The 24,310-nt window shown below is 61.1% G+C and carries 22 protein-coding genes and 2 pseudogenes; 13 read left to right on the top strand and 11 right to left on the bottom strand.

The window, feature by feature from the left end; translation table 11 throughout:
- Positions 1-39: 39 nt before the first annotated feature.
- The 5 genes from JHW44_RS17055 to dctP all read left to right on the top strand — a co-directional run bounded on the left by JHW44_RS17055 (position 40) and on the right by dctP (position 5,629).
- Positions 40-1,482, top strand: a complete 1,443-nt coding sequence (locus JHW44_RS17055) for an NAD-dependent succinate-semialdehyde dehydrogenase (RefSeq protein ID WP_089345558.1) — start codon at positions 40-42, stop codon at positions 1,480-1,482.
- A 293-nt stretch (positions 1,483-1,775) separates the two neighbouring features.
- On the top strand, positions 1,776-2,561 hold the full coding sequence (locus JHW44_RS17060; protein ID WP_089345557.1) for an SDR family NAD(P)-dependent oxidoreductase: 786 nt from the start codon (positions 1,776-1,778) through the stop codon (positions 2,559-2,561).
- A gap of 84 nt (positions 2,562-2,645) precedes the next feature.
- On the top strand, positions 2,646-3,188 hold the full coding sequence (locus JHW44_RS17065) for a TRAP transporter small permease (protein ID WP_089345556.1): 543 nt from the start codon (positions 2,646-2,648) through the stop codon (positions 3,186-3,188).
- Positions 3,189-3,254: 66 nt separating this feature from the next.
- Positions 3,255-4,541: a TRAP transporter large permease gene (locus JHW44_RS17070; protein WP_089345555.1), complete on the top strand. Its 1,287-nt coding sequence runs from the start codon at positions 3,255-3,257 to the stop codon at positions 4,539-4,541.
- A gap of 35 nt (positions 4,542-4,576) precedes the next feature.
- Positions 4,577-5,629, top strand: coding sequence for a TRAP transporter substrate-binding protein DctP (dctP, locus tag JHW44_RS17075; protein ID WP_179217779.1), 1,053 nt, complete (start codon positions 4,577-4,579; stop codon positions 5,627-5,629).
- Positions 5,630-5,670: 41 nt separating this feature from the next.
- On the opposite strand, the gene JHW44_RS17080 is transcribed toward dctP, so the two are convergent.
- Entirely contained in the window at positions 5,671-6,030 is a 360-nt protein-coding gene (locus JHW44_RS17080; protein ID WP_089345553.1) for a winged helix-turn-helix transcriptional regulator, read from the bottom strand.
- A gap of 135 nt (positions 6,031-6,165) precedes the next feature.
- Between JHW44_RS17080 and JHW44_RS17085 the strand changes: the two genes are divergently transcribed.
- Positions 6,166-6,894, top strand: a complete 729-nt coding sequence (locus JHW44_RS17085) for an SDR family NAD(P)-dependent oxidoreductase (RefSeq protein ID WP_089345552.1) — start codon at positions 6,166-6,168, stop codon at positions 6,892-6,894.
- Positions 6,895-7,014: 120 nt separating this feature from the next.
- Here JHW44_RS17085 and JHW44_RS17090 read toward each other — a convergent pair whose 3' ends face one another.
- From JHW44_RS17090 to JHW44_RS17100, 3 genes are all read right to left on the bottom strand, one after another.
- Complete coding sequence (locus JHW44_RS17090; RefSeq protein WP_089345551.1) at positions 7,015-8,145, bottom strand: mandelate racemase/muconate lactonizing enzyme family protein; 1,131 nt, start codon at positions 8,143-8,145, stop codon at positions 7,015-7,017.
- The gene (locus JHW44_RS17095; protein ID WP_089345550.1) at positions 8,142-9,767 is read right to left on the bottom strand and encodes a GMC family oxidoreductase; all 1,626 of its coding nucleotides are present in this window, start codon (positions 9,765-9,767) and stop codon (positions 8,142-8,144) included. Before JHW44_RS17095 ends, JHW44_RS17090 begins: the two co-directional genes overlap by 4 nt.
- 61 nt (positions 9,768-9,828) lie before the next feature.
- Positions 9,829-10,710, bottom strand: a complete 882-nt coding sequence (locus JHW44_RS17100; RefSeq protein ID WP_218822608.1) for a beta-keto acid cleavage family enzyme — start codon at positions 10,708-10,710, stop codon at positions 9,829-9,831.
- A gap of 215 nt (positions 10,711-10,925) precedes the next feature.
- Between JHW44_RS17100 and JHW44_RS17105 the strand changes: the two genes are divergently transcribed.
- Entirely contained in the window at positions 10,926-11,690 is a 765-nt protein-coding gene (locus JHW44_RS17105; protein ID WP_089345548.1) for an SDR family NAD(P)-dependent oxidoreductase, read from the top strand.
- Between the two features lie 9 nt (positions 11,691-11,699).
- On the opposite strand, the gene JHW44_RS17110 is transcribed toward JHW44_RS17105, so the two are convergent.
- Positions 11,700-12,413: a GntR family transcriptional regulator gene (locus JHW44_RS17110; RefSeq protein WP_143811484.1), complete on the bottom strand. Its 714-nt coding sequence runs from the start codon at positions 12,411-12,413 to the stop codon at positions 11,700-11,702.
- A gap of 331 nt (positions 12,414-12,744) precedes the next feature.
- Between JHW44_RS17110 and JHW44_RS17115 the strand changes: the two genes are divergently transcribed.
- The 3 genes from JHW44_RS17115 (at position 12,745) to JHW44_RS17125 (ending at position 14,942) form a co-directional block, all read left to right on the top strand.
- On the top strand, positions 12,745-13,449 hold the full coding sequence (locus JHW44_RS17115; protein ID WP_272850359.1) for a CoA transferase subunit A: 705 nt from the start codon (positions 12,745-12,747) through the stop codon (positions 13,447-13,449).
- Between the two features lies 1 nt (position 13,450).
- The gene (locus tag JHW44_RS17120; RefSeq protein ID WP_272850360.1) at positions 13,451-14,077 is read left to right on the top strand and encodes a CoA transferase subunit B; all 627 of its coding nucleotides are present in this window, start codon (positions 13,451-13,453) and stop codon (positions 14,075-14,077) included.
- A gap of 334 nt (positions 14,078-14,411) precedes the next feature.
- A complete protein-coding gene (locus tag JHW44_RS17125; RefSeq protein ID WP_089346189.1) occupies positions 14,412-14,942 on the top strand; it encodes a gamma carbonic anhydrase family protein in 531 nt (176 codons plus the stop codon).
- Between the two features lie 150 nt (positions 14,943-15,092).
- On the opposite strand, the pseudogene JHW44_RS17130 reads toward JHW44_RS17125, so the two are convergent.
- Both JHW44_RS17130 and JHW44_RS17135 read right to left on the bottom strand, forming a co-directional pair.
- Positions 15,093-15,761 (bottom strand): annotated as a pseudogene (locus tag JHW44_RS17130) (IS6 family transposase).
- Positions 15,762-15,853: 92 nt separating this feature from the next.
- Entirely contained in the window at positions 15,854-16,750 is an 897-nt protein-coding gene (locus tag JHW44_RS17135) for a LysR family transcriptional regulator (protein WP_089346188.1), read from the bottom strand.
- Between the two features lie 83 nt (positions 16,751-16,833).
- Here JHW44_RS17135 and JHW44_RS17140 point away from each other — a divergent pair, with 83 nt between their 5' ends.
- From JHW44_RS17140 to JHW44_RS17150, 3 genes and pseudogenes are all read left to right on the top strand, one after another.
- Positions 16,834-18,015, top strand: a complete 1,182-nt coding sequence (locus JHW44_RS17140; protein WP_089346187.1) for an MFS transporter — start codon at positions 16,834-16,836, stop codon at positions 18,013-18,015.
- A 96-nt stretch (positions 18,016-18,111) separates the two neighbouring features.
- Positions 18,112-18,957: pseudogene (locus JHW44_RS17145) on the top strand (LLM class flavin-dependent oxidoreductase); the annotation flags it as partial.
- A 128-nt stretch (positions 18,958-19,085) separates the two neighbouring features.
- The gene (locus tag JHW44_RS17150) at positions 19,086-19,871 is read left to right on the top strand and encodes an aldo/keto reductase (protein WP_245847496.1); all 786 of its coding nucleotides are present in this window, start codon (positions 19,086-19,088) and stop codon (positions 19,869-19,871) included.
- 451 nt (positions 19,872-20,322) lie between these two features.
- Here the strand turns inward: JHW44_RS17150 and JHW44_RS17155 are convergent, their stop codons facing one another.
- From JHW44_RS17155 to JHW44_RS17170, 4 genes are read right to left on the bottom strand one after another with little or no spacing between them, the layout of a single operon-like run.
- Positions 20,323-21,249, bottom strand: a complete 927-nt coding sequence (locus JHW44_RS17155; RefSeq protein ID WP_272850361.1) for an electron transfer flavoprotein subunit alpha/FixB family protein — start codon at positions 21,247-21,249, stop codon at positions 20,323-20,325.
- Entirely contained in the window at positions 21,249-22,007 is a 759-nt protein-coding gene (locus tag JHW44_RS17160) for an electron transfer flavoprotein subunit beta/FixA family protein (RefSeq protein ID WP_272850295.1), read from the bottom strand. Before JHW44_RS17160 ends, JHW44_RS17155 begins: the two co-directional genes overlap by 1 nt.
- Positions 22,004-22,855 (bottom strand): pyrroline-5-carboxylate reductase, encoded by an 852-nt coding sequence (proC, locus tag JHW44_RS17165; protein ID WP_089346161.1) that lies wholly within the window; start codon positions 22,853-22,855, stop codon positions 22,004-22,006. The genes JHW44_RS17160 and proC overlap by 4 nt, the downstream gene beginning before the upstream one ends.
- Positions 22,855-24,216, bottom strand: coding sequence for an NAD(P)/FAD-dependent oxidoreductase (locus tag JHW44_RS17170; RefSeq protein WP_089346160.1), 1,362 nt, complete (start codon positions 24,214-24,216; stop codon positions 22,855-22,857). The genes proC and JHW44_RS17170 overlap by 1 nt, the downstream gene beginning before the upstream one ends.
- Between the last annotated feature and the right edge of the window lie 94 nt (positions 24,217-24,310).

Here is a 24,310-nt window from a genome sequence, read left to right on the forward strand (position 1 = left end):
GGCACCGTCATTCCAGAAAAGATGAAAGGACAAGACCCCATGAACGATTATCCCGTTCTGAAGATGTTGATCGATGGCGCATGGCGTGACGGTGCCACTGGCGCGACCCAAGAGGTCATCAATCCCGCCACCGAAGAGGTGCTGGCGTATCTGCCCGCCGCCGCGCCCGACGATCTGGATGCGGCGCTGGCTTCCGCGCAGCGAGGATTTGAAACATGGCGTGCCATGTCCCCCTATGCGCGGGCGGCGATCATGACTGGGGCCGCGGGGCTGATCCGCGAACGCGCCGAGGGTATCGCCACGGCCGTCACTCTGGAAAACGGCAAGCCGCTGGCCGAGGCGCGGATGGAGGTCGGCACCGTCGTCGACATTCTCGAATTCAGTGCCGAAGAGGGCAAGCGCCTGCATGGCCGCATCGTCGAAGGCCGCGCCGCCGGCGTTCGCCATCACGTCGTGAAGGAGCCGGTCGGCGTCTGTCTTGCGATCACGCCATGGAACTTCCCGATCAACACTGTCGCAAAGAAGATCGGCGCGGCTCTGGGGGCGGGATGTTCGGTCATTCTGAAGGCGTCGAACGAAACGCCTGCCTCGGCCATCCTTCTTGTTCAGGCCCTGATCGATGCTGGTCTGCCCGCCGGTGTGGTCAATGTGGTGTTCGGCCCCTCTGCACAGGTGACCTCGCATCTGATGGCGTCGAACATCCTGCGCAAGGTCTCGCTGACCGGCTCTGTCCCCGTGGGCAAGCAACTGGCCGTTCTGGCGGCCGAACGGATGCAGCGGCTGACGATGGAGCTGGGCGGTCACGCGCCGGTGGTGGTCTTTGACGACGTGGATATCGGCAAGGCGGTCGATCTGCTGGTGCCGGGCAAGTTCCGCAATGCCGGGCAGATCTGTATATCGCCCACCCGGTTTTTCGTGCAGGATGCGATCTATTCGGATTTCGTCGATGCCTTCACTGAACGCACAGCGGCCATCAAGCTGGGCAGTGGCATGGCGAGCGATACGATGATGGGGCCTTTGGCCAATTCTCGCAGACTGGCCGCCATGGACAGCTTTGTCGATGACGCCCGGGCGCGGGGCGCAACCATCACCACAGGTGGTCAGCGTGTCGGCAACAAGGGGTATTTCTATGCCCCGACCGTGATCAAGGATGCCCCCGACGATTGTCTGGTAATGACCGAAGAGCCCTTTGGCCCCATGGCGCCGATGACACGGTTCGGTTCAATCGACGAAGTGGCGTCCCGCGCCAATGCGCTGGAGCAGGGGCTGGCGTCCTATGCGGTGACGAATTCCCTGGACCGCGCCACCCGTATTTCCGACGCGCTGCAGGCAGGCATGGTCGGAATCAACACGGTCGGCGTGGCGATACCCGAAACGCCTTTCGGGGGCGTCAAGGAAAGTGGTTATGGCGTCGAGGGTGGGCCGGAAAGCCTGGACCATTATGTCGTTCCGAAATCCATTGCGCTGAAACCGATTCTTTGATTCTTGCGCCCGCCGCCCCGTGCGGCGGGCCTGCTGCTGCGCGCTGGCATGACGTTTGTCTTCATCATACTATCAAATTATTATTGATATAAACGTCTATATGTTTTAATGTAATAGGTGAGCAGCGAGACCTTTGGCCGATTTTGCCAATACTTACAAAATTGTGGGTACTTGAGTTTACGAAGGTGAAGCCGGAATGTCTCGCGCAAAGGAACGCAATCGCGTGCCGCCCCGCATGGTTGGGTCATCGCCCAGCCAAGTCAGGCTGCCCGTGATCGCTACGGAGGAACGGAATGTCAGAAGCAAAGCAACTTGCCGGAAAAACAGCGGTCGTCACCGGCGCGGGTCGTGGAGTTGGCCGCTCGATTGCGCTGGCCTTTGCCAAGGCGGGGGGCGATCTGGCAATCTGTTCGCGCACCCTGGCCGAGCTGGAGGCGGTGAAGGCCGAGACCGAGGCGCTTGGCGTGCGCTGCACCATCGCGGCGGTCGATCTGTCGGATCAGGACGCCACGCAGAAATTCTGTGCTGCCGTTCTGCAGGATTTCGGCAAGGTCGACATCCTGGTGAACAATGCCGGGGCAGAAATGGAGACCGGGCGCATCGAAAGCTCGGACCCGACCAATTGGTGGAAAACGCTGGAGATCAATGTCCGCGGCCCCTACATGGTGACACGCTTCCTGTTGGAGGGGTTGTCGGAAGGTGCCAAGATCATCAATGTCTCTTCGGGCATGGGGATGCGCGCGGGCAATAGCAACAGCTCTTACCACGTCTCAAAGGCCGCAATGAACATGCTGACCGATGCGCTGGCCAATGAACTCTGGCCGCGCAAGATCGACGTGAACAACCTGATTCCCGGCCCGGTCGCGACCAGCATGCTGAACAAGGACAAGCCCGGTGAACGGCGCACCGCCCCCGAAGAGGTGCTGGAGCGGTTCTCGGAAGGCCTGCCGCCAGGATTCCCGGAATGGGAGCGGCTAAAACACCCCGACGAAGTGGGTGATCTGGCACTCTACATGGCTACACGACCCATTGGCGGCCCGACGGGGCAGAGCTTCTCGCTTGCGCGTCGCCCGCTTTGATCAATCTTCACGCGGTCAGTTGAGGATACCCTGCCGGTCTTCGGTCAGGGTCGAGGCCGCGCGACTGTCGGGAGGGGGCAGGCGATGAGAAAACTAATTGCGATCCTAAACTGGACCAATGTCAATATCTGCGCCGGCCTGCGCTGGCTGACGATCCTGCTGATGGCAGCGATCACGCTGAATGTCTTTGCGGGCGTCTTCTGGCGCTATGTCATGAACAGTTCGCTGCCCTGGTATGAAGAGGCAGGCAAATACATGATGTTCTGGCTGGTCTTTGTCGCCGCGCCGATCGTTCTGAAAAACCGTGGGCAGATTGCGCTGGACATCATTCCCAACCTTCTGCCACCGCGCATTCGCAACTTGAACTACCTGATCATCTACCTGGTGGTCTTTGGGTTGATGTGTGTCTTTGTCTGGCAGGGCTCCAGCATCGCATGGGTCGCGCGCAAACAGCAGCCGTCATCCTTCGAACTTTCGTTCTTCTGGATCTACTTCGCCATCCCCTTTGGGGGCGCGGTCATGGCGCTGATTTCGCTGGAATTTTCACTAAGCGCATTGCTGGGAATATTTCGTCCCGACGAGGTCGATCTGGAACCGGGCAGCATGATCGACAACTCACTGTCCTGACGGCGATGGCTGCAGCGCAAAGAAATCCGAAAAACCCGCATCGGGATATTCGGGAGGAGATATGAGATGCCATTGACGTTTTTCTGGGTCTTTCTTGTTCTGATGGTTTCGGGGATCCCGATCGTCTTCGCCCTGGCGGCGGGCCCTCTGGCGGGCTTTCTGCTGGCCGATCAGGCCGCGTTCATGAAAATGCTGCCGCAGCGGATGTTCGGCGGGATCGCGCAGTTTCCGATCCTTGCGATTCCACTGTTCATCCTGGCGGGCGAGGTGATGAACGTATCGGGCATCACCCAAAGCCTCGTCAAATTCGCCAATGTCCTGATCGGGCATGTGCGGGCCGGTCTGGCGCAGGCCAATATCGTCGCATCGATCATGTTCGCGGGTCTGTCGGGTTCGGCCGTGGCCGATACCTCGGCACTGGGGTCGATCTTCATCCCGGCGATGGAGAAGGACGGCTATTCCCGCGCTTTCTCGGCGGCGGTGACGGCGGCCAGTTCGGTCATCGGGCCGATCATCCCGCCCTCGATCATCATGGTGATCTATGCATATGTGATGAATGTGTCCGTCGCGGCGCTGTTTCTTGCCGGGATCGTGCCGGGCGTTCTGATTGGCGTCGGACTGATGGTCGTGACCGCGATCATCGGCAAGAAGCGCAATTATCCCAAGGCCCATCGCCGCGCGACGACGGGCGAGATCTGGGCCGCGTTCAAACCCGCCGCGCTTCCGTTGATGACGCCGGTTATCATCATGGGTGGGATCATATCGGGCATCGTCACCCCGACCGAGGCCGCCGGTGCTGCCGTGCTTTACGCGCTGATCCTGTCGATGCTGATTACCCGCACGGTGAAACCCCGCGATCTGGTGGGCATTCTCTATCGTACCGGTCTGGTGTCTTCGTCGATCCTTCTGATCGTCGGTTCCGCGACCATCTTTGGCTGGGCGGCGACCGTATCCGGCGTGCCCCAGGCTCTGGGCCGCTTCCTGTTCACCATCACCGAAAACCCGTTCCTGCTGCTGTTGCTGATCAATGTGCTGCTGCTGGTCATCGGGATGTTTCTGGATGCCGTTCCGGCGATCCTGATCCTTGGACCGATATTTGCACCCGCACTGGCGCAGGTCGGGGTCGATCCGGTCCACTTTGCGATCATCATGTGCGTCAATGTGACCGTGGGCCTGGTGACCCCTCCTATGGGAATGATCCTGTTCGTCGCCTCGGGGCTGACGCGGACGGGGATCGAGGTCATCTCGAAGGAGCTGTGGCCCTATCTGGCGGTGCATTTCTTCGTGATCGTACTGATCTCGATGATCCCCGCGTTGACGCTGACCATTCCACGTCTTTTCGGCTTCTTGTGAGCCACAACATACGGATCAATATGGGAGGATCCACCATGACCGTCACCATCAGACCAGGCCCGCTGGCCGTCGGACTTTGCAGCGTGCTTGCCATCACGTCCTCGGCTCAGGCTGCCGAATTCACGATGAAGATCGCCCATGTCTCGGCAACCACGCAACCGCTGTCGACCTGCGCCGAAGTCATGAAATCCTATGTCGAGCGCTATTCCAACGGCCGGATTGAAGTGCAGCACTACCCCGCCGGACAGCTGGGCACCTTTCGCGAGAATGTCGAGGCGGTGCAGCTGGGCACGCTGGAAATGACGCTGACCTCGGGCGGCGGAATCGCCAACTTCTTTGGCCCGATCCAGGCTTTCGATATCCCCTATCTGTTCGCCGACGATCAGGTGATGGACAAGGTCATGGCCGACCGCGAACTGACCGAGCGCCTGCGTGCCGATGTCCTGGAAGCAACGGGCACGGTCCGTCTGATGGGCATGACCGGCGGTGTCGGCTGGCGTGATTTCTTCGCCAATGTGCCGGTCAAGACCGCCGCCGATCTGGAAGGGGTCAAGATGCGGACCGTGGAATCCCCGGTGGCGATGGAATTTGCCAGCGCGCTTGGCATGAACCCCACGCCGGTGCCATGGCCGGAACTGTATACATCGCTGGCGACCGGCGTCGTCAACGGCACGAAGAACGCGCTGTCGGATGTGGTGGATACGTCGCTGAACGATTACGTCAAACACGCCGTCGCAGATCACCACACACATAACCTGATCTTCTGGTGGATGTCGGACCCCTGGCTGAAGTCACTGCCCGAGGATCTGCAGGTGGTCGTCGCCGATGGTTTCCATGAGTTGAGCAAGACCTGCAACGGTCTTCCCGGTGCGCTCTATCTCGAGAAATACGAGAAATTCGTCGAATCCGGCGGCGAGGTGCATATCCCCACCGAAGAAGAAAAGGCCAGCTTCCTGCCCGGCCAGCAGCCGGTGATCGACTGGTTCGTCGATAAATATGGCAGCGAATATTATGATCTGGTACGGGCCGCTGTGGACCGTGCCGAGGCGGAAATCGCCGCCGAACGCAGCAGCTTTACCGGCGAGTGAGACTTTGGCCCGCCGGTCCGGTCATCCGGGCAGGCGGCGCATCACGAGGCCGGAGCGTTGTCTACGGCCTCGCTCAGCTTGCGTTTCTTGAAGGCCATGCCCCATTCGCGCATCACCGAAAGGACCGGCTCCAGTGACCGACCGAATTCTGTCAGCTCGTATTCCACGCGGGGCGGCACCTCGGCATAGACATGGCGTCGGATCACGCCATCGGCCTCCAATTCGCGCAGTTGCAGGGTGATCATGCGCTGGGTGGCATTTGGCATGTTGCGGCACAGTTCGCCAAAGCGCAGGCGGCTCACCAGCAGGTTGCACAGGATCACAGGCTTCCAGCGGCCGCCGATCACGCTGAGGGTTGCCTCGACATTGCTGCCGGTTCGCCAGTCATATTTTCGCGCCATCGGGTCCGCCTTCTGCCTGATCTCCGGTCTGCCGGACTAGGTCAGAACTGCGAATCCGTCAATTCAACGTCCGGTGATGGTCCAGACACAGACCGACCATCCGGGCGTCAACCTTGCCAGCAAAAGGGAAGCTTCATGAACAGGTTGGACAACAAGGTCGCCATCATCACCGGCGGCGCAAACGGACAGGGGGCCGTCGAGGCAGAGCTTTTCATCAAGGCGGGCGCGAAGGTCGTCATCACCGATATCAACGCCGAGGCCGGGCAGGCGACCGCCGCGCGGCTGGGCAGGGATTGCACCTTTCTGCCCCATGATGTCAGCCTAGAGCAGGACTGGGCGCGCGTCGTCGAGACCACCTTGCAGCTCCATGGCCGGATCGACGTCCTGGTGAACAATGCCGGGATATTTCGCGTGCTTACGCTGGAGGAAACAGATCTGTCAGTCTGGAACCAGTCCGTCGCGATCAACCAGACAGGCGTTTTCCTTGGCATGCGTGCCGTGGCCCCTGCCATGAAAGAGAGGCAAGCAGGCAGCATCGTCAATATCTCGTCGATCGCGGGGCTGACCTCGGCCAAGGCGCATGCCTATTGTGCAACGAAATGGGCGGTGCGCGGCATGACCAGATCGGCCGCGGTCGAACTGGGCCCCAGCAATATCCGCGTCAATTCGGTGCACCCCGGCTTTATCGACACGCCGATGCTGGACGGTCATGGCGTGCCGCGCGAAGAACTGGTGGCCAAGGTGCCGATGGGCCGCACCGCCGATGTGATCGAGGTCGCGCGGATGGTCCTGTTCCTGGCGTCAGAGGATTCCAGCTATTGCAGCGGACATGAATTTGTCGTCGACGGAGCAATCAAGGCCTGATGGTCCTGCCGTCGGCGGGTTGCCGACGGAAAGGCCCTTGCAAACCTGCAACACGGATCTGACCAACAGGCAAGGGGGCCGAACAATCGGCCCCCCTCTCCATGCGTGGTCTGGATCAGTTCAGGCGAATTGCCGTTCCAGAGCCGTCTCGTTGACGCCAAGTCCGGGCAGATCGGGCAGGGTGACCCAACCCTCCTGCAGGTCCGGTGCAAAGACTTCGTCGCGAAAATCGTTCTCATTCGCATCGCATTCCAGCAGGCCAGCTCCGCCCGCTGCGGCCAGCAGATGCGCCGAGGCCGCCAGCGCAATACCTCCACCCAGAGAATGCGGGCAATAGGTCAGCCCCGCCCGCACAAGGCTGCGTGCGACCGGCAGGCATTCGGAAAAGCCGCCCCATTTGGCGATGTCAGGCTGGACGAAATCCAGCCATTTTCCGTCGGTGACCCGATCATATTCCGCGCGGGTCAGAAAATTCTCGCCGCCCGCAATCGGGACCGCTGTGCCCGCCTTCAGCGCGTCCCAGACGGTGATGTCGGTATCGACGGGCATGGGCTCTTCGATCCAGCGCGGTTTGTAGCCCTCGATCCAGCGCAGCGCCTCCGCAGCCTGATCGGGTGACCAACCCTGATTGGCGTCCAGCATGAACCCCTCACCGGGGCGCAGATCGGCGGCAAGCGCGGAGACATTGGTTCGGTCGGTCTGATCGCCAAAGCCGACCTTCAGCTTGAAATTGCGATGTCCCGCCTTGCGGGCGCGGGTGACGGTATCCAGCACCCCGACCGGATTGATGCCGCTGGCATAGGCGGGAATCCGGTCAGTCTCTGCGCCAAGCAGCTTGTAGAGTGGAAGGCCTGCCCGTTTGGCGACCATGTCCCAGATCGCGATATCGACACCCGCGATGGCTTGGGCGATCGGGCCCGGCTCTCCGGTTTGCAGGCGCAGGATATGCAGCTTGGCATTCATTGCGGCATAGCAAGTCTGAGGTTCCGGGAATTCCTGCCCAATGATGCGCGGCCCGACTTCGGTTTCGACCAGCTTGGCGCGGTGCTCCGCCCCGCAGACGGGAAAATTGCACCAGACCTCGCCATAGCCTTGAACGCCCGAGGCATCGGTCACGCGGACCAGCAGGGTGGGGCGGTCATGCATGATCCCGAACGAGGTCCGCACCGGGGTCGATACCGGAGTGCGGACAAGGCGCACCTCGACCGCCGTCAGCTCAACTTGCAGTTCAGTATTGGTTAAATCGGTCATCCTATACACTTTCTGCCGCCCGTCTGGCGGGCATCATCGAGGATCATGTCGCTGGCCTTCTCGGCGACCATCACCGCCGGAGCGTTGGTGTTCCCCGACACGATCTCCGGCATGATCGAGCAATCGACGACGCGAAGCCCCTGGATGCCATGCACCCGCAGGCGTTCATCGACGACGGAGGTCTGGTCCTTGCCCATCTTGCAGGTGCCTGCAGGGTGATAAACGGTGGTCGAATTCCCGCGCACCCAGTCCAGTGCCGCGTCGTAATCGTCCAGGTCCAAATCCTGCGGCGGACGGAATTCCTCGATGATCTCCGATGCCAGCGCTGCCTGCCGGGCGATCCTGCGGGAGATGCGCACCCCCTCGACAGTGCGGCGGCAGTCATCCTCGGTCGCCAGATAGTTTGGCTGAATCTTTGGCGCGGCCAGCGGATCGGGGCCGGCCAACGTGATCTCGCCCTTGCTGCTCGGGCGCAGCACGCAGACCGTGGCAGTGAATGCCGAAAAGGGATGCACGCCCTCGGCGGGGCTGTCGGCCGACCATGGGTTGATGTGGAACTGGATATCGGGCGTCTCTTCATCGGGCGAACTGCGCAGGAAGCCTGCGACCATGCTGGCGCCCATTGTCATCGGGCCGTTCCGCTTCAACCCGTATCGCGCCGCCGTCTTCATCTTGGCGACAAGGCTGCGCACCTCGTCATTGACGGTCTTGTTGCGGGTCTTGAAGGTCGTGCGGGCCTGCAGATGGTCCTGCAGGTTCTTGCCGACGCCCGGCAGGTGATGGTGGGGCCGGACGCCAGCCTTGCGCAGTTCCGCGTCATCGCCGATTCCCGACAGCATCAGGATCTGGGGCGAGCCGACAGCACCCGATGACAGGATCACCTCGCGGCGTGCCGTCAGCGTTTGGACCTGCCCCGCCCGATCAGTGATTTCAACACCGACGGCGCGCTTGCCCTCGAGCACGATCTTGTGCACCTGGGCGCGGGTCAGAATGTTCAGATTGGGGCGGCGCCGGATCGGTTGCAGATAGGCGACGGCGGCACTGCAACGACGCCCGTTGCGGACGGTCAGCTGGTAATAGCCGACACCTTCCTGCGTGATGCCGTTGATGTCGTCATTCGCCCGATAGCCCGCCTGTTGCGCCGCTGCGATCCAGGCGTCACAGATCGGATGGGTATAGCGCGGGTCGGACACCGCCAGTGGCCCATCGCCACCATGCAGCGCATCACCGCCACGTTCGTTGCCCTCGGCGCGCTTGAAATAGGGCAGAACATCGTCCCAGCCCCAGCCGATATTGCCCATCTGCCGCCAGCGGTCGTAATCCTGTGCCTGCCCGCGCACATACAGCAGACCGTTCAGCGCCGAGGATCCGCCCAGCACCTTGCCGCGCGGCCAGTTGATGACCTTGCGCTTCAGGCCCGGCACGGGCTCGGTCTTGTAGCACCAGTCATAGCCGGGGTTGTTCATGGTCTTGAAATATCCTGCAGGCACGTGAATCCAGGGATAGCTGTCGCGCCCGCCCGCCTCTACCAACAGGACCTTGTTGTTGGGGTTCTGACTCAGACGATTGGCCAGAACGCAGCCCGAAGATCCCGCGCCGACGATGATGAAATCCGCTTCCATATGCTCTCCCCGAAGCTGATTGGAAAATGATGGGCCCCATGTCAGGCGGGGCCCGCCAATCTCAAAGCTGTTTCAGCCCAAGGATCTCGCGCGCCTCGGCGGGAGTCGCCATCGTGCCGCCAAGGGATTCGACGATGCCGATTCCCTTTTCGACCAGTTGCGCATTGCTTTTGCACAGCTCGCCCTTGTCGATATAGACCGTGTCCTCCATGCCGACGCGGACATGCCCGCCCATCAGATAGGACAGCGCCATCATGCGAAAGGCGTTCTTGCCGATGCCGAAGGCAGCCCATTCGCTGTTCTCGGGCAGTTGCGAGATCAGATAGGCAAGGGTCTGATAATTCGCCGCCGCGCCGAAATTGATGCCCATGACGAACTGAAACATGGCGGGTGATTTCAGGATGCCCTTGGCGATGAAATCCTTGGCCATGTTCAGGTCGCCTGAATCGAAGATTTCGATCTCGGGCTTGGTGCCGGCTTCATTTGCGATATCGGCCATCACCTTCAGCGTCGGGGGTGTGTTGATGACGGTCCAGGTCTTGTTGACCATGGTGTTGAAATCCAGCGTGCAGATTTCGGGTCGCAGCGCCTTTACATGTGCGGATCGCAGGCTGGGGTGACACAGCGTGGTGCCCGGCCCGGCAATGCTGGGGTCTTCTTCGCTGGGAACAAAGCGCTGGCCCTCGCCGGTGGTCAGGTTGATCACGATGTCAGATCCCGCGTCGCGGATGCGGCCCACAACTTCGCGGTAAAGGTTCAGATCCATCGAGCCTTTCGCGGTTTCCGGGTCGCGCACATGGATGTGCGCGATCGCGGCCCCGGCCTTGCCCGCGTCGATGGCGGCTTGCGCGATGCCGACCGGAGTGACCGGCAGGTTCTCGTTCTGGGACGGCATGGTGCCATTTCCGGTCACGGCGCAGGTCATAATGGTTTTCTTGGCCAAGACGTTCGTCCTTTTCTTCGCCGCGCATGCGCCGGCGTCCTTGGTTGGGGTGGCGCAGATCCTGAAGATCTGCACAGCCTTCAAATTGTTGTTGTTATAAACTACTATATGTTTTAATGTTTGTCAAACGGGCAGACGGGCGAACCGCATGTTTTTGCCGCGCACCGCCCTCTGGCCCGGCTGGTTCCACTGCATTCCGAAAATGGGAGAAGACGATGACCAATCTAGTAGAAACCGGACGGACCGCCCTGGTCACCGGGGGGGCGTCCGGCATCGGCCTGGCCACGGTCACCAGGCTGGCGCGAATGGGAATCCGGGTGGCGATGAACCACCTTGAGGAAGACCCTCAGGGACCTGAACAGGTTCAGCGCCTGCGCGATCAAGGTCTGGACGTGATCTCGGCACCGGGCAATGTTTCGGAGCCGGGCGGTGCCGAAGACATGGTGCATGCCGCGGTAAAGGAACTGGGGCGGCTGGACTATCTGGTGAACAATGCCGGGATCTCGGGCACCCGTGACCCGATTCCACCGTCCGATCTGGACCAGATCAGCGAAGGCTTGTGGATGGCACTGCTGAACACAAATCTGATCGGGGTCTTTCGCTGTGCCAAGGCGGCGGCCCCTGCGTTGCGTGCGGCGGGCGGTGCCATCGTCAACACCGCCTCGACCGCCGGGATGGGCCTGCAGGGCAGCAGCACCCCCTATGCCGCCAGCAAGTCGGGCGTGGTGAGCGTGACGCGGTCGCTGGCGCGGGGACTGGCACCGGATGTGCGCGTGAATGCCGTCGCGCCGGGGCAGGTCGCGACCCCCTGGACCCAGAACTGGCCCGAAGAGCGCAAGCAGGCGGCGCTGAACAAGATGCTGATCAAGCGGCACGTTCAGGCCGAAGATGTCGCCCAGACCATCGTCTATTTGCTGACAGGCGCTCCGATGATCACCGGCCAGACGATTGTGATTGATGGCGGCATGACTGTGTCATGACGCCGCCGGTCATTGTCCGGTGAAGTCGATCCGGAACTCCAATGCATCACCGGGGTAGATCAGATCGGCGAAATAGATCAGCCGACCTTCTTGATCATTCACCTTTCGGACGACCTTGAACACCGGAGAGTTCACATCGACGTCCAGGCCCTCGGCCATTTCCAGATCGGCAGACGACAGTGCGACCGTCTGGGTGGCCGAGCCAAGGGCAATGCCAAGATCTTTCAGTGCAAGGACAATCAATTCCTTGTCGAACCGCTCGGGAGCAATTTCGTAAATGTCCTTGTTCAGATGCACATCCAGCATGCAGAAGGGCTTTCCGCCAACCTCATGCCGCCGTTTCAGGCGCTTGAAGCGGGTGCCATCGACGATGACATCGTCATCGAAACTGGTATCTGTGCTCAGCACGACCTCCAGGGGTTTGTCTCCACCCATCAGCTGTGACAGATCCGACTTGACCGAAAAGACCCGTCGCGGCTTGATCTCGACCTTCTTGACGAAGGTGCCACGGCCCGAGGCGCGTTCGATCAGCCCCTCTTCGTCCAGCGTGTTCATGGCTTGCCGCACCGTCAGGCTGGTCACGCCAAAGGTCTTGGCAAGCTCGACCAGCGACGGCAGCCTTTCTCCGGCCGTCAATTCACCGCTGAGGATCCTGTGTCGCAACAGCGACGCGACCTCGACGTGCAGGGGCACATTCGCCCGTCGCATGGATTGCAGGGACACCACCGCATACCTCGCTCAGTTCAGGAAAGATCAAAACCTATATATATATAGGTCCTTGTTTGCCACGACGGCAACCCCTGCGCAGCATATGTCTGATTCGGCCCGGGCGGCCCGCATGGATCTCAGGGGCGGGGCGCAGGATAGGATGGCGATACAATTCCATACCGATAGGCATCGGATCTTGCAGACGTCGTCATGGACACGTCCGGCCTCTAGGCCACCGGCAACATCTCCATGCGCCCGACGGAGGATATCGGACAGCGCGATATGCCCCGGTCGAGCCGATCAACGCGAAAAGACCAATGACTGAAACTGAAGGAAAAGAAATCGCATGAACAAGATTTACGCAAGTCCTGATACGGCCCTTGATGGTCTCTTGAAGGACGGGATGTTCATCTCGGCCGGAGGGTTCGGCCTTTGTGGCATCCCGGAATTGCTGATCGATGCCATTGTCGACAGCGGCGTGAAGGATCTGACGATCGCCAGCAACAACTGTGGTGTTGACGGTTTCGGACTGGGCAAGCTGCTGGACACCAAGCAGATCAAGAAGATGATCTCGTCCTATGTGGGTGAGAACGCCGAATTCATGCGCCAGTATCTTTCGGGCGAGCTGGAGCTGGAATTCAACCCCCAGGGCACTCTGGCCGAACGCATGCGCGCCGGCGGCTGCGGCATCCCCGGTTTCTACACCAAGACCGGCGTCGGCACGCAGATCGCCGAGGGCAAGGAAGTCAAGATCTTCGACGGCGAGGAATATATCCTTGAACGCGGGATCGTCGCCGATCTGGCCATCGTCAAGGCCTGGAAGGCCGATGAGACCGGCAACCTGGTGTTCCGCAAGACCGCGCGCAACTTCAACCCGCCCGCCGCGATGTCCGGCAAGGTCTGCGTGGTCGAGGTCGAAGAGATCGTCAAGCCCGGCAGCCTTGACCCCGACCACATCCATCTGCCCGGCATCTATGTGCATCGCATCATTCAGGGCGAGCATGAGAAGCGGATCGAGAAAGTCACCACCCGCAAGCGTGAGGAGGCCTGATATGGCATGGGATCGTGACCAGATGGCGGCCCGCGCCGCCGAGGAACTTGAAGACGGCATGTATGTGAACCTGGGCATCGGCATTCCGACGCTGGTGGCCAATTATACCGGCGACAAGGACATCACCCTGCAGTCGGAAAACGGCATGCTGGGCATGGGGCCCTTTCCCTATGAGGGCGAAGAGGATCCCGACCTGATCAATGCCGGCAAGCAGACCATCACCGAGCTGCCGCGCACCTCCTATTTCGACAGCGCCACCAGCTTTGGCATGATCCGCGGCGGCAAGATCGCGGCGGCGATCCTGGGCGCGATGGAAGTGGCCGAAAACGGTGATCTGGCGAACTGGATGATCCCGGGCAAGCTGGTCAAGGGCATGGGCGGCGCGATGGATCTGGTCGCGGGCGTCAAGCGCGTGATCGTGGTGATGGACCACACCAACAAGGCCGGCGAATCCAAGCTGCTGAAGGAATGCACCCTGCCGCTGACCGGCAAGGGCGTCGTCGATCGCATCATCACCAATCTGGGCGTCCTGGATGTCGTCGAGGGCGGCCTGAAGATCGTCGAACTGGCCGATGGCGTCACCGAGGAAGAATTGCGCAACGCAACAACGGCCACGATCGTCAACTGATCGCCGGAACAGTTCGAAAATATCGCCTGGCGGGACAGTTGCATGGGCCAGCAAGGGCCTGATTGCGCTGTTCTGCCATGTGCCGGCACGGCGAAAGCCGACAGGGCGCCGTCCGGTCAACCCGGATGCATCCGGCGATGCCAAGGATTGATGAAATATAAACATATATATGTTGAATATAATATTCCTGTGTCATGCTATCAAACCCCCGCGTCGACGGGCAGGACAAGGTGATCAATCGAAGCCTGGCTCGCCCCGACCTGTCGGCATTCATGCGCCTTGACCCGCATTCATCTGACCCAAACCTCGGAACAACCGAAAGGAAGCCGATCTGATGCCGCTATATTCCCTTGGACAGACAAGTCCCCGCACCGCCGGTCCCGATACATATTGGATCGCGCCGTCAGCCCATGTGATCGGCGATGTCAGCCTGGGCCGTGATGTCGGCATCTGGTTCGGCGCCGTGTTGCGCGGCGACAAGGAACCGCTGATCATCGGCGATGGCTCGAACATTCAAGAACATGCAATGGTTCATGCCGACCCCGGTTTCCCCGTCATCATCGGCACCCGCGTTACAGTAGGTCATCGCGCAATCGTTCATGGCTGCACGATCGGTGACGGCACGTTGATAGGCATGGGCTCGATTGTCTTGAACGGTGCAAGGATCGGGAAAAACTGCCTGATCGGCGCGGGGGCTCTGGTCACCGAAGGAAAGGAAATTCCCGACGGATCTCTGGTCATGGGCAGCCCGGCAAAGGTGATTCGTCCCTTGTCTCCCGGGGCCATGGAGGCTCTCAAGAAACCAGCCAGCAACTATGTCTCAAACTGGAAGCGCTTTGCGGAAGAATTGACCTTGATGGAGTGAATACGCACCGTAACATCATTGTTCGATGACCTTGTTGCGCAAATCGGGGTCTGAGCGGACGTCCTCTTGCTCGTGACAGACCTATCCTATACGGGCTTTGTGAGGTGGTGTTGCAAACTTTTCGCCGATCATGCCCCATATCGTGGTGAGCTATGAGGCGATCCGGGCATGGGTGGACAAATTCGGGTCGCAGATCGCGAAGCGGCGGCGGGCAGGCATTGAGAAGCGGTTTCTGGCGGCAGACTGGCATGTCACAAACCGTTGCAACCCGCCCGGAGAGCGTAAGCCTTGCATGCACCGCGCTCGTTTTCGAAACGGCAAATGGCTGTTCTCGGCCCGATTGTTCAGGCCTTTGTGGGAGCGATGTTCAAGTCCGGGCGCGATCTCGCGTCTGGCCGCACCGAAGGAGCGCAGCTTGGCCGTGACGATCCGTTCGGGCAGGCCGAACCGCTTGATCAGCGCTTTCAACAGACGCTTTGCGGCACGCTTGTCGCGCTTGGATTACAGGATTTCCTCCAGAACGAACCCCTCTTGGTCAACCGCGCACCAGAGCCAGGATTTCCGCCCCGAGATCATCGCCACAACTTCGTCGAGATGTCAGACATCCCCCGGAGGCACCTGCCGCCGGCGCAGGTTTCGGGCGATCTGCGGGGCGAATTTCGCCACCCAACGCCGGATCGTTTCGCAGGAAACATCAATGCCACGCTTCAGGAGAATTTCCTCGACTTCGCGCAAGGAGGGGCTGAAACGGACGTACAGCCAAACCCCGTGCGCGATGATCTCTGGTGGAAAACGGTGGCGCTTATCGCTGGTGATCATGCTCATGCGCAGCAACTGCGCAAAATCTCCAACGCTTCCAACGGGACCGTGTCAATGTGGCAATGCCCATGCTGAAAGGGCACTCGCCTAACTCAACCTCTACTAATCGTCCTTATCCAATCAAGAAAGACCCCCAGTCGCCGAAGGCCCGAGACGCGGGTAAGGTACAGCGCTGAGATATTCAAAGGGGAAACGTCGAGCTGGCCGGGAAACAGCTCAACCAAACGCCCGGCCTCGATGTCGTCTGCGATCATGAAATCGGAAAACCGCGCGATGCCCAGGCCGCCCAGCACCATTTGGCGCACGGCCTCTCCATTGCTCGCGGTTACGGCGGGGGGCACCGTCACGGGGGTGGGCAGACCAGCAAAGCGCAGCGTGTTGATATGATCTGGTGCCGCGAAGCGCACCTGCTCCAGCTGTGCAAGGTCGGCCGGCGTTTTGGGCCAGCCCTTGCGATCCAGATAGTCCGGAGAGGCCACCAGTTTCCAGGCCGCACGCCCCAAGTGGCGGTGCAACATGTCGCTGTCGGGTAGCTGGCCCAGCCGGATGGCAACATCCGCATGGCTTCCGATCAGATCCACCAGCGTATCGGTCATGTCGATGGACAACTGGATGTCGGGGTATTTCGCGCGGAACTCGGCAAGGCGCGGCGCAAGGACATGCAGGACATAGGGCACAGGCGCATTCACGCGCAAAGGTCCCGCGGGGGCCTGTCCACTGGTTGCGATCTCTTGCAGGGCTTCGCTGCGGTCCAGGATCTCGCGCGCCGCGGCCAGCACGGCAGCGCCTTCGGGCGTGATCTCGATGGAGCGCGTTGTGCGCCGCAGCAAAGTGACTTTCAACTGCTCTTCCAGCCGCGTGACGGACCGGCTGAGCGTCGAGGCCGACACCCCCCTGCGCCGGGCGGATTCGGCAAAACCGCCATCATCGACAATCCCGACAAAGGCAGCGAGATCTGCGATACGCGGCAATTCGTGCAGTTTCTGCAATGATCCATTCCAAACCTGTCTGTTCTCGCAAAAGATAGCGGCTGGCATATACGGCGTCGACATCAAATTCATGGAGAGAACCGATGCCACTTGCCTTATGGGCGCTGACCATCAGCGCTTTCGCCGTCGGAACAACCGAGTTCGTTATCGTCGGTCTGCTTCCCACCATCGCCGCCGATCTGGGCGTGTCGATCCCTTCGGCCGGCCTGCTGGTCAGCCTTTATGCCCTTGGCGTGACCATTGGTGCGCCGGTGCTGACGGCCATGGCCGACCGGATACCGCGCAAGACGCTCTTGCTGCTATTGCTGGGGCTGTTCATCCTCGGCAATGGCTATGCGGCCTTTGCGCCGGACTACGGCAGCCTTGTCGCCGCACGCTTCATCACCGGCCTGGCGCATGGGGTGTTCTTTGCCATCGCCTCGACGATTGCCACCGATCTTGTGGAGCCCGAGAAGGAAAGCTCGGCCATTGCGCTGGTGTTCCTGGGCCTGACGGTCGCGCTGGTGACTGGTGTGCCCCTGGGGACATTCATCGGCCAGAACTTCGGTTGGCAATCGACCTTCCTCGGCGTTGTCGCGCTTGGCGTGATCGGTTTCATCGCCTCTGCTGTGCTGGTGCCGGCCAATCTGACCAAGGCCGCATCGGCAGGCATCAAAGCGCAGTTGCAGGTGCTGACCTCGCCACGGCTTCTGCTGGTCTATCTGATCACGGCTATCGGATATGGCGGCAACTTCATCGCCTTTACCTTCCTGGCGCCGATGCTGAGCGAAGTCACCGGCCTTTCCGCAGGTGCCATCAGCTTTGTGATGCTGCTCTATGGGGCTTCTGTTGCCGTGGGCAATATCGCGGGTGGCAAGCTCTCCGATCGTATCGGTGCCGTGCCTGCACTAACCATCATCTTTGCAGGTCTGGCCGTATCGCTTGTTGCACTCGGGGCGTTTCTCACCAGTCCGATTGCGGCCATCGCGGTTGCGGCCTTCTGGGGTGGCTTTGCCTTCGCCAATGTGCCGCCGCTGCAATCCTATGTCGTGCAAATCGCGCGTGAAGTCTCGCCCGGAGCGGTCGATGTGGCCTCGGGTCTGAACATCGGTGCCTTCAACCTTGGCATTGCCGGGGGCGCATGGGTCGGTGGACTTGTGGTCGAAGGCATCGGCCTTGCCGCTGCCCCTTACATCGCTGCCGGAGTGGTGGTTGTCGGGATCGTCCTCGTGCGCCTTTCAGGTCGCCTGAACGCGGCAGTGCCCCAAGCAGTCGCTGCTGAATGACCTCGCTTGCCCCGCCGCATCTTTGGTCCGGCGGGACAAATCATTGAACTGGAGGTTCGTATCATGTCTGCGCTAAAATTGATCTGCAAAGACCGCATGAGCTTTGGCATTGAATTGCCACTGGATCGCGACTGGACTGAAGCCGGGCAACGCCGCGCCCGCATCGAAGGCCGCCCCTTCGGCGTGCCTGACATCTCGGCCCCCGCCAAGGGCGTGGAACTGGCCGAGAGCCTTGGCTTTGATGCCGTCTGGCTGCGGGACGTGCCGGTTCACGATCCGGGCTTCGGGGATGCAGGGCAGGTTTTCGACCCGTTTCCCTATCTCGGCTTTCTTGCAGGCCGCACGCGGCGCATTGCGCTTGGCACTGCCGGTATCGTCCTGCCGCTGCGCGATCCGATCCTGCTGGCCAAGATGACGGCCAGCCTGCACCATCTGTCTGGCGGGAGGTTTATCCTTGGTATCGCGTCGGGCGACCGTCCGGTGGAATACCCGCTCATGGGGCTCGACTATGAGGCCCGCGGAGCCACCCTGCGCGATCGCGTTGCCCAGATGCGCAACCTCTGGGCAGGCAATGCACTGCAAGGGCCGCAAGGCCCCGTTACCGTGCGCCCCTATGTGCCGGAGGGCATCCCGATGGTCATGGCCGGAATGGGCCAGCAAAGCCTGCAATGGATCGCCCGCACATTGGACGGCTGGTTCACCTATCCCGGTCCTCCTGATCAGGCCGAACGCCGCCTGTCGATGTGGCGTCAGGCCCGCAACGATGCGGGCCTTCCCCCCGCGCCGGTTCTGACCGCCATGCATCTGGACCTTGATCCTGATCCCGACGCGCCCTTCCGGCCGATCCAGTTCGGGGGCTGCATCGGCCGCAATGCTCTCACTACTCACGTGCGTTCCCTGCACGCTGCAGGGGTCGCCCACATCGCCTTCAACCTGCGCCAATCGCAACGCGAAATCGAAGACGTTCTGACCGAGATGTCCGAACAGGTCATGCCAGAGTTCGCGCAAGAAAATACAATGGAGACAGCACAATGTGTATCACTCTTGTCGGCCCCGCCAAGATACCGTCCATGGGTTTCGGCACCTTTCAACTTGCGCAAGATACCGTGGCCGACATGGTCGCCGCGGCCCTTTCCGAAGGGTTCCGCCATATCGACACCGCTCAAGCCTATGACAACGAAACGCAGGTCGGCGAAGGTTTGCGCCGCGCCGATATCCGCCGCGATGAAGTGTTCCTCACCACCAAGATCCTGCCCGAGCACTTTGCGCCGAAGGCTTTCATCGCTGCCGCCGATGCATCTCTGAAACGACTGGGAACAGACTATGTGGACCTGCTGCTCCTGCACTGGCCCTCAAAAGAAGTCCCGATTTCCGACACCATCGGCGCGCTGAACGATCTGATCGCTGCGGGCAAGGTCCGCCATGGGGGCGTGTCGAATTTCACCATCGACATGGTCGATCAGGCGCAGACTGCCTTGAACACGCCACTGGCCGCCAACCAGATCGAACTGCATCCGCTGATCGACCAGACACGGATGATCGCCCACCTCGCCAGCAAGGGCATACCGGTCGAAGCCTACTCGCCACTGGCACAAGGCAAGGTCATGGAAAACAGCACCCTGCGCGAGATTGCCGCCGCGCATGATGCAAGCCCGGCCCAGATTGCCCTGGCCTGGATCCTGACGCGCCCGATGAGCATCGCGCTTCCCCGGACGAGCAACAAGAACCGGCTGGCCGGCAACCTCCGTGCCGCCGAAATCGTGCTGAGCGCAGGCGAGGTCTCCAGAATCGATGCCCTCGGCGCCCCTGATGGAAGGATGGTCAACCCTGAAACGCTCGCTCCCCTGTGGGATTGATCTCCAATTGGTCCTGCAGGCGGACTGCAGGACCAAAATACCAGCCAGATATCGATCGTGAAGCAGCCCATGCATGGGGCCCCGGTTCATGTGAAAGGGAAGTTTCGACGTCTGGAGTTCATGATCGGGGCTTGTCGCATGCCCGGACTGTTTGTGCAGCGCAGGTGACCGCTGGCCGCCGCAGGAAAAATGCCCGGCCGGAAGGACGGGTGCGTATCACTGCGGCGCGTGTCGTCGCCTGTTGGCATTGGCCCCGATCCTTGCCCGTTTGTGGCAAGAAGAGTCGGGTATCCAGAGAGAATTTGCAGACATCGGCAGATCCAAAGGTCATCCGGACTGATCAGTTGTTGCGGCTTTCCCGACGGTTGTCGGGTGGGCGGGGCGCGGGTCGTCGCAATGCAAAACCGCCCCGAAACATCGGGGCGGTTGAAATGCCGGATTGATCGGCTGTTTACAGCTTGTCGGTCAGTTCCGGGACAGTCGAGAAGAGGTCACCGACGAGTCCGTAGTCCGCGACCTGGAAGATCGGGGCTTCTTCGTCCTTGTTGATGGCGACGATGACCTTGCTGTCCTTCATGCCCGCCAGGTGCTGGATCGCGCCCGAGATGCCCACGGCGACGTAAAGCTCGGGGGCGACGACCTTGCCGGTCTGGCCGACCTGATAATCATTGGGCGCATAGCCGGAATCGACCGCCGCGCGCGAGGCACCGACCGCCGCGCCCAGCTTGTCGGCCAGTTTCTCGATGATCGCGAAATCCTCTTTCGAGCCGACGCCGCGACCGCCCGACACCACGCGACCCGCCGAGGTCAGCTCGGGGCGGTCACTGGTGACCACCTCGTCGGCAACCCAGTTGGACAGGCCCGGATCGCCCGCCGCGGCCACGGCTTCGACCGGCGCCGCGCTGCCGTCACCGGCGGCGTCAAAGCTGGCCGTGCGCACGGTCAGAACCTTCTTCGCATCCGCCGATTTCACCGTCTGGATGGCATTGCCGGCATAGACCAGGCGCTCGAAGGTCTCGCCATCCACCACGCCCGAGACATCCGAGATCACCATCACGTCCAGCAGCGCCGCGACGCGGGGCATGATGTTCTTGGCATCGGTCGTGGCCGGTGCGGCGATATGGTCGTAATCACCCGCAAGGCTGACCAGCAGCGCGGCGGCGGGCTCGGCCAGGCGATGACCATAGAGCGCATCCTCGGCCACCAGGACCTTTGCCACGCCCTCGATCGTGGCAGCCGCCTCGCCCGCGGCCTGTGCCGAGGCCCCGGCGCAGAGCACCGTCACATCGCCCAGGGATTTCAGCGCGCCGACCGCCTTGGCGGTGGCATCGCGGTTCAGCTCGCCATTCGTGACTTCACCCAGCAACAGAACAGCCATCACACAACCCCCGCTTCTTTCAGTTTCGATACCAGTTCATCGACCGAGCCGACCTTGATGCCGGCCTTGCGGCCCTCGGGCTCGCGCGTGTTGACCACGGCAAGGCGCGGGGTCACATCGACGCCCAGATCCGCGGCGGTCTTTTCCTCCAGCGGCTTCTTCTTGGCCTTCATGATGTTGGGCAGGCTGGCATAGCGCGGCTCGTTCAGGCGCAGGTCGGCGGTGACGATGGCCGGAAGCCGGACCTCGATGGTCTGCAGGCCGCCATCGACCTCGCGGGTGACCCTGGCGGCATCGCCCTCGATCTCCAGCTTGCTGGCAAAGGTCGCCTGACCCCAGCCCAGCAGCGCCGCCAGCATCTGGCCGGTCGCGTTCATGTCGTTGTCGATCGCCTGCTTGCCGGCGATCACCAGGCCCGGTGCCTCTTCGTCGATCACCGCCTTGAGGATCTTGGCCACCGCCAGAGGCTCGATATCGGTATGCACGTCATCGGCCGCAATCACCAGGATGGCACGGTCGGCCCCCATCGCAAGGGCCGTGCGCAGGGTCTCGGCCGCCTGCTTGACGCCGATGCTGACCGCGACAACCTCCGTGGCGACGCCCTTCTCCTTCAGACGGATCGCCTCTTCCACGGCAATCTCGTCAAACGGGTTCATCGACATCTTCACATTCGCAAGATCAACACCCGATCCGTCAGCCTTGACACGGGCCTTGACGTTGTAATCAATGACCCGCTTTACCGGTACAAGTACCTTCATTCGCAGTTTCCTCTTTTTTCAGGGTCCTGGGACAATTCTCGCGAGCGCCGGGCGGCGGCGCTGATCGTATCTCGTGACAGCTTCTCCAGCACTCCATGAGACAGCAGGCTGGCCAATCCCGCAGCGGTGGTGCCGTTCGGGCTGGTGACGGTTGCCCTCAGATGCGCCGGGTCGGGGTGGCAGGCCAGCAATTGGCCCGCTGAAGTCACCGTGCCGATGGCGAGCGCACGGGCAGTCTCGGATGAGAGTCCTTCGGCTTCAGCCGCTGCGATCATGGCCTCGCAAAAGGCGAAATAATAGGCCGGACCACTGCCCGATACCGCCGTCACCAGATGCAGATGCTCTTCCTTTTCAAGCCATGTCATCTGGCCCACCGAGGTAAAGAGCCTTTCGACAAGTGTCTTCTGCCGGGATGTCGTCCCTGTCGATGCAAAACCGGCCGAGACGGCGCGGGCGACCGATGCACCGATATTGGGCATGACACGGATGACCGGCGATCCCGTCCCGGCGGCCTTGCTGATCGACCGGATCGATCTGCCTGCTGCAATGGAAACCAGGACGGTTTCGGCATCAATACGGTCTCTCAGATCTGCGATGACATCGCCGATTGATTGCGGTTTGGTGGCCAGGACGATCACTTGCGGGCGCAAACCGGAAGGCAGGTCCCGAATTGTAGAGGCATGGCTGAAACGGCTGCCGGGCGCAGGTTCTGCGCCGATATCGGCAAGGGACGGGCCGGCATGGGGATCAAGGGCGACAAAGTGATAGCCGGCCCCCATGGTCTCGATCCAGCCACGCAACAGGGCGGAGCCCATGCGACCCGCACCGGCAAGCAGGATCACCTGCATCACAGCACCCCTTTGTTGGCGGCACGCAGGGCTGTCATCAGATCTTTGTCGTCATAGCGGGCCATCGAAAAATCCGCCGCATAATCAGGTAGGGCGGCCCCGGCAATGGTAGCTGCACAAAGCTCGCCCGCCGCGCAGGCTGCCATGGTACCAAATCCGGACAGGGCACAGTTCATGAAGGTTCCTTCGGGGCCCATGCGACCGATCAGCGGCCAGTTTTCCTCGGTCATCGTGTACCAGCCGCCGTAATGATGCATGTTGCGCGGCAACTGACCGTAATAGGCCTTCAGCGCCGGGTTCAGCCGCGCCGCGCCGCGCAACACGATATCGGGAAAGTTCTCGTCAAGCTGCTGCTCCCAGGTGGCCGTGGCCGGGGTTTCATTATAGGCCCAGCCGAGCTTCACCCATTTGCCATTGTCACCACCGTCGGGACGGCAATGGATGGCGCCCGGCATGTCGCCCGCCAACCAGGCGAAATCCGGGTCTTCCAGAAGCATGTCGCGTTCAGTGTCGGTCCAGTCGATCTTCTGGCCGTCCAGATCGATGGAAAACGGCATGGAACGGGGTATGACGCCCTTTCGGTCTTCAAAGGCGATCTTTTGCTGGAAGACATTGTTAACCGGAAGATCGATGCCCAGCATCTTGGCAATCCTGTCCGCAAATGGACCGGCCGCATTGACGACCTGATCTGCTGTCAGGGTCGAGTTCCCCGAAGGGGTTGCCAGCTCGACCTGATATCCGTCCTGATGCGCAATATCGCGAACCTCTCCGATGACGCGCTTCACGCCGACCGAATTGAGGTAGTCCAGCATATACATGCCCAATTGTTGCCCGCTGATATCTCCGCCACGCCGGATGTGAATGACACTGCGGATTTCCGGATCATAGCTGGAAAAACGTTCACGGATCAGGGTCTGGTTCTGAACGATATCGACCCCATCGGGCACCTCTTCCCAGTCGGATTTGTCAAAGGGCGCATAGGTCGCCGAATGATCGGCGGTATGATAGCGCAGCAGGTCTTTGGCACGATCGCCCAGCCCGTCATGCAACTGGGTCACCAGTTCATCAATATCAGCGCTGCGGGTCGCCAGCGCATAGCCCCGGCGGTTCATGTTGATGCGATTGCCGCTGTCGCGGGCGATCTCTTCCATCAGATCGGTGCTGCGATTGGTAAAGGCCACCATCGTCGGATGCGGCCACCAGTTGCGATAGTTTTCCCCGGATTGAGCCGATGTAAACGCCATTGGCTGGTCGCGGTCGATCAGGGTTATCGCGGTCTGCCCATGGTTTTTTGCAAGATAATAGGCGGTGGCGATCCCGACAATTCCGGTGCCGATGACGATGGTGGATGGAGAGCTCATTGGACAATTATCCCAGGTTTTTCAGGCCGTTCGCAAAGGGTCAGGCGGATTGGCTGCAATCACTTCGGATTATAAGTTGACAAAATAGTATACG

The organism is Paracoccus seriniphilus, assembly GCF_028553745.1.
GTDB lineage: Bacteria > Pseudomonadota > Alphaproteobacteria > Rhodobacterales > Rhodobacteraceae > Paracoccus > Paracoccus seriniphilus.

Bases quoted from the DNA above. Each gene is read 5' to 3' on its own strand.
- JHW44_RS17055 (WP_089345558.1), top strand. From the start codon at position 40: ATGAACGATTATCCCGTTCTGAAGATGTTGATCGATGGCGCATGGCGT.
- JHW44_RS17060 (WP_089345557.1), top strand. From the start codon at position 1,776: ATGTCAGAAGCAAAGCAACTTGCCGGAAAAACAGCGGTCGTCACCGGC.
- JHW44_RS17065 (WP_089345556.1), top strand. From the start codon at position 2,646: ATGAGAAAACTAATTGCGATCCTAAACTGGACCAATGTCAATATCTGC.
- JHW44_RS17070 (WP_089345555.1), top strand. From the start codon at position 3,255: ATGCCATTGACGTTTTTCTGGGTCTTTCTTGTTCTGATGGTTTCGGGG.
- dctP (WP_179217779.1), top strand. From the start codon at position 4,577: ATGACCGTCACCATCAGACCAGGCCCGCTGGCCGTCGGACTTTGCAGC.
- JHW44_RS17080 (WP_089345553.1), bottom strand. From the start codon at position 6,030: ATGGCGCGAAAATATGACTGGCGAACCGGCAGCAATGTCGAGGCAACC.
- JHW44_RS17085 (WP_089345552.1), top strand. From the start codon at position 6,166: ATGAACAGGTTGGACAACAAGGTCGCCATCATCACCGGCGGCGCAAAC.
- JHW44_RS17090 (WP_089345551.1), bottom strand. From the start codon at position 8,145: ATGACCGATTTAACCAATACTGAACTGCAAGTTGAGCTGACGGCGGTC.
- JHW44_RS17095 (WP_089345550.1), bottom strand. From the start codon at position 9,767: ATGGAAGCGGATTTCATCATCGTCGGCGCGGGATCTTCGGGCTGCGTT.
- JHW44_RS17105 (WP_089345548.1), top strand. From the start codon at position 10,926: ATGACCAATCTAGTAGAAACCGGACGGACCGCCCTGGTCACCGGGGGG.
- JHW44_RS17115 (WP_272850359.1), top strand. From the start codon at position 12,745: ATGAACAAGATTTACGCAAGTCCTGATACGGCCCTTGATGGTCTCTTG.
- JHW44_RS17120 (WP_272850360.1), top strand. From the start codon at position 13,451: ATGGCATGGGATCGTGACCAGATGGCGGCCCGCGCCGCCGAGGAACTT.
- JHW44_RS17125 (WP_089346189.1), top strand. From the start codon at position 14,412: ATGCCGCTATATTCCCTTGGACAGACAAGTCCCCGCACCGCCGGTCCC.
- JHW44_RS17140 (WP_089346187.1), top strand. From the start codon at position 16,834: ATGCCACTTGCCTTATGGGCGCTGACCATCAGCGCTTTCGCCGTCGGA.
- JHW44_RS17150 (WP_245847496.1), top strand. From the start codon at position 19,086: ATGGGTTTCGGCACCTTTCAACTTGCGCAAGATACCGTGGCCGACATG.
- JHW44_RS17155 (WP_272850361.1), bottom strand. From the start codon at position 21,249: ATGGCTGTTCTGTTGCTGGGTGAAGTCACGAATGGCGAGCTGAACCGC.
- JHW44_RS17160 (WP_272850295.1), bottom strand. From the start codon at position 22,007: ATGAAGGTACTTGTACCGGTAAAGCGGGTCATTGATTACAACGTCAAG.
- proC (WP_089346161.1), bottom strand. From the start codon at position 22,855: ATGCAGGTGATCCTGCTTGCCGGTGCGGGTCGCATGGGCTCCGCCCTG.
- JHW44_RS17170 (WP_089346160.1), bottom strand. From the start codon at position 24,216: ATGAGCTCTCCATCCACCATCGTCATCGGCACCGGAATTGTCGGGATC.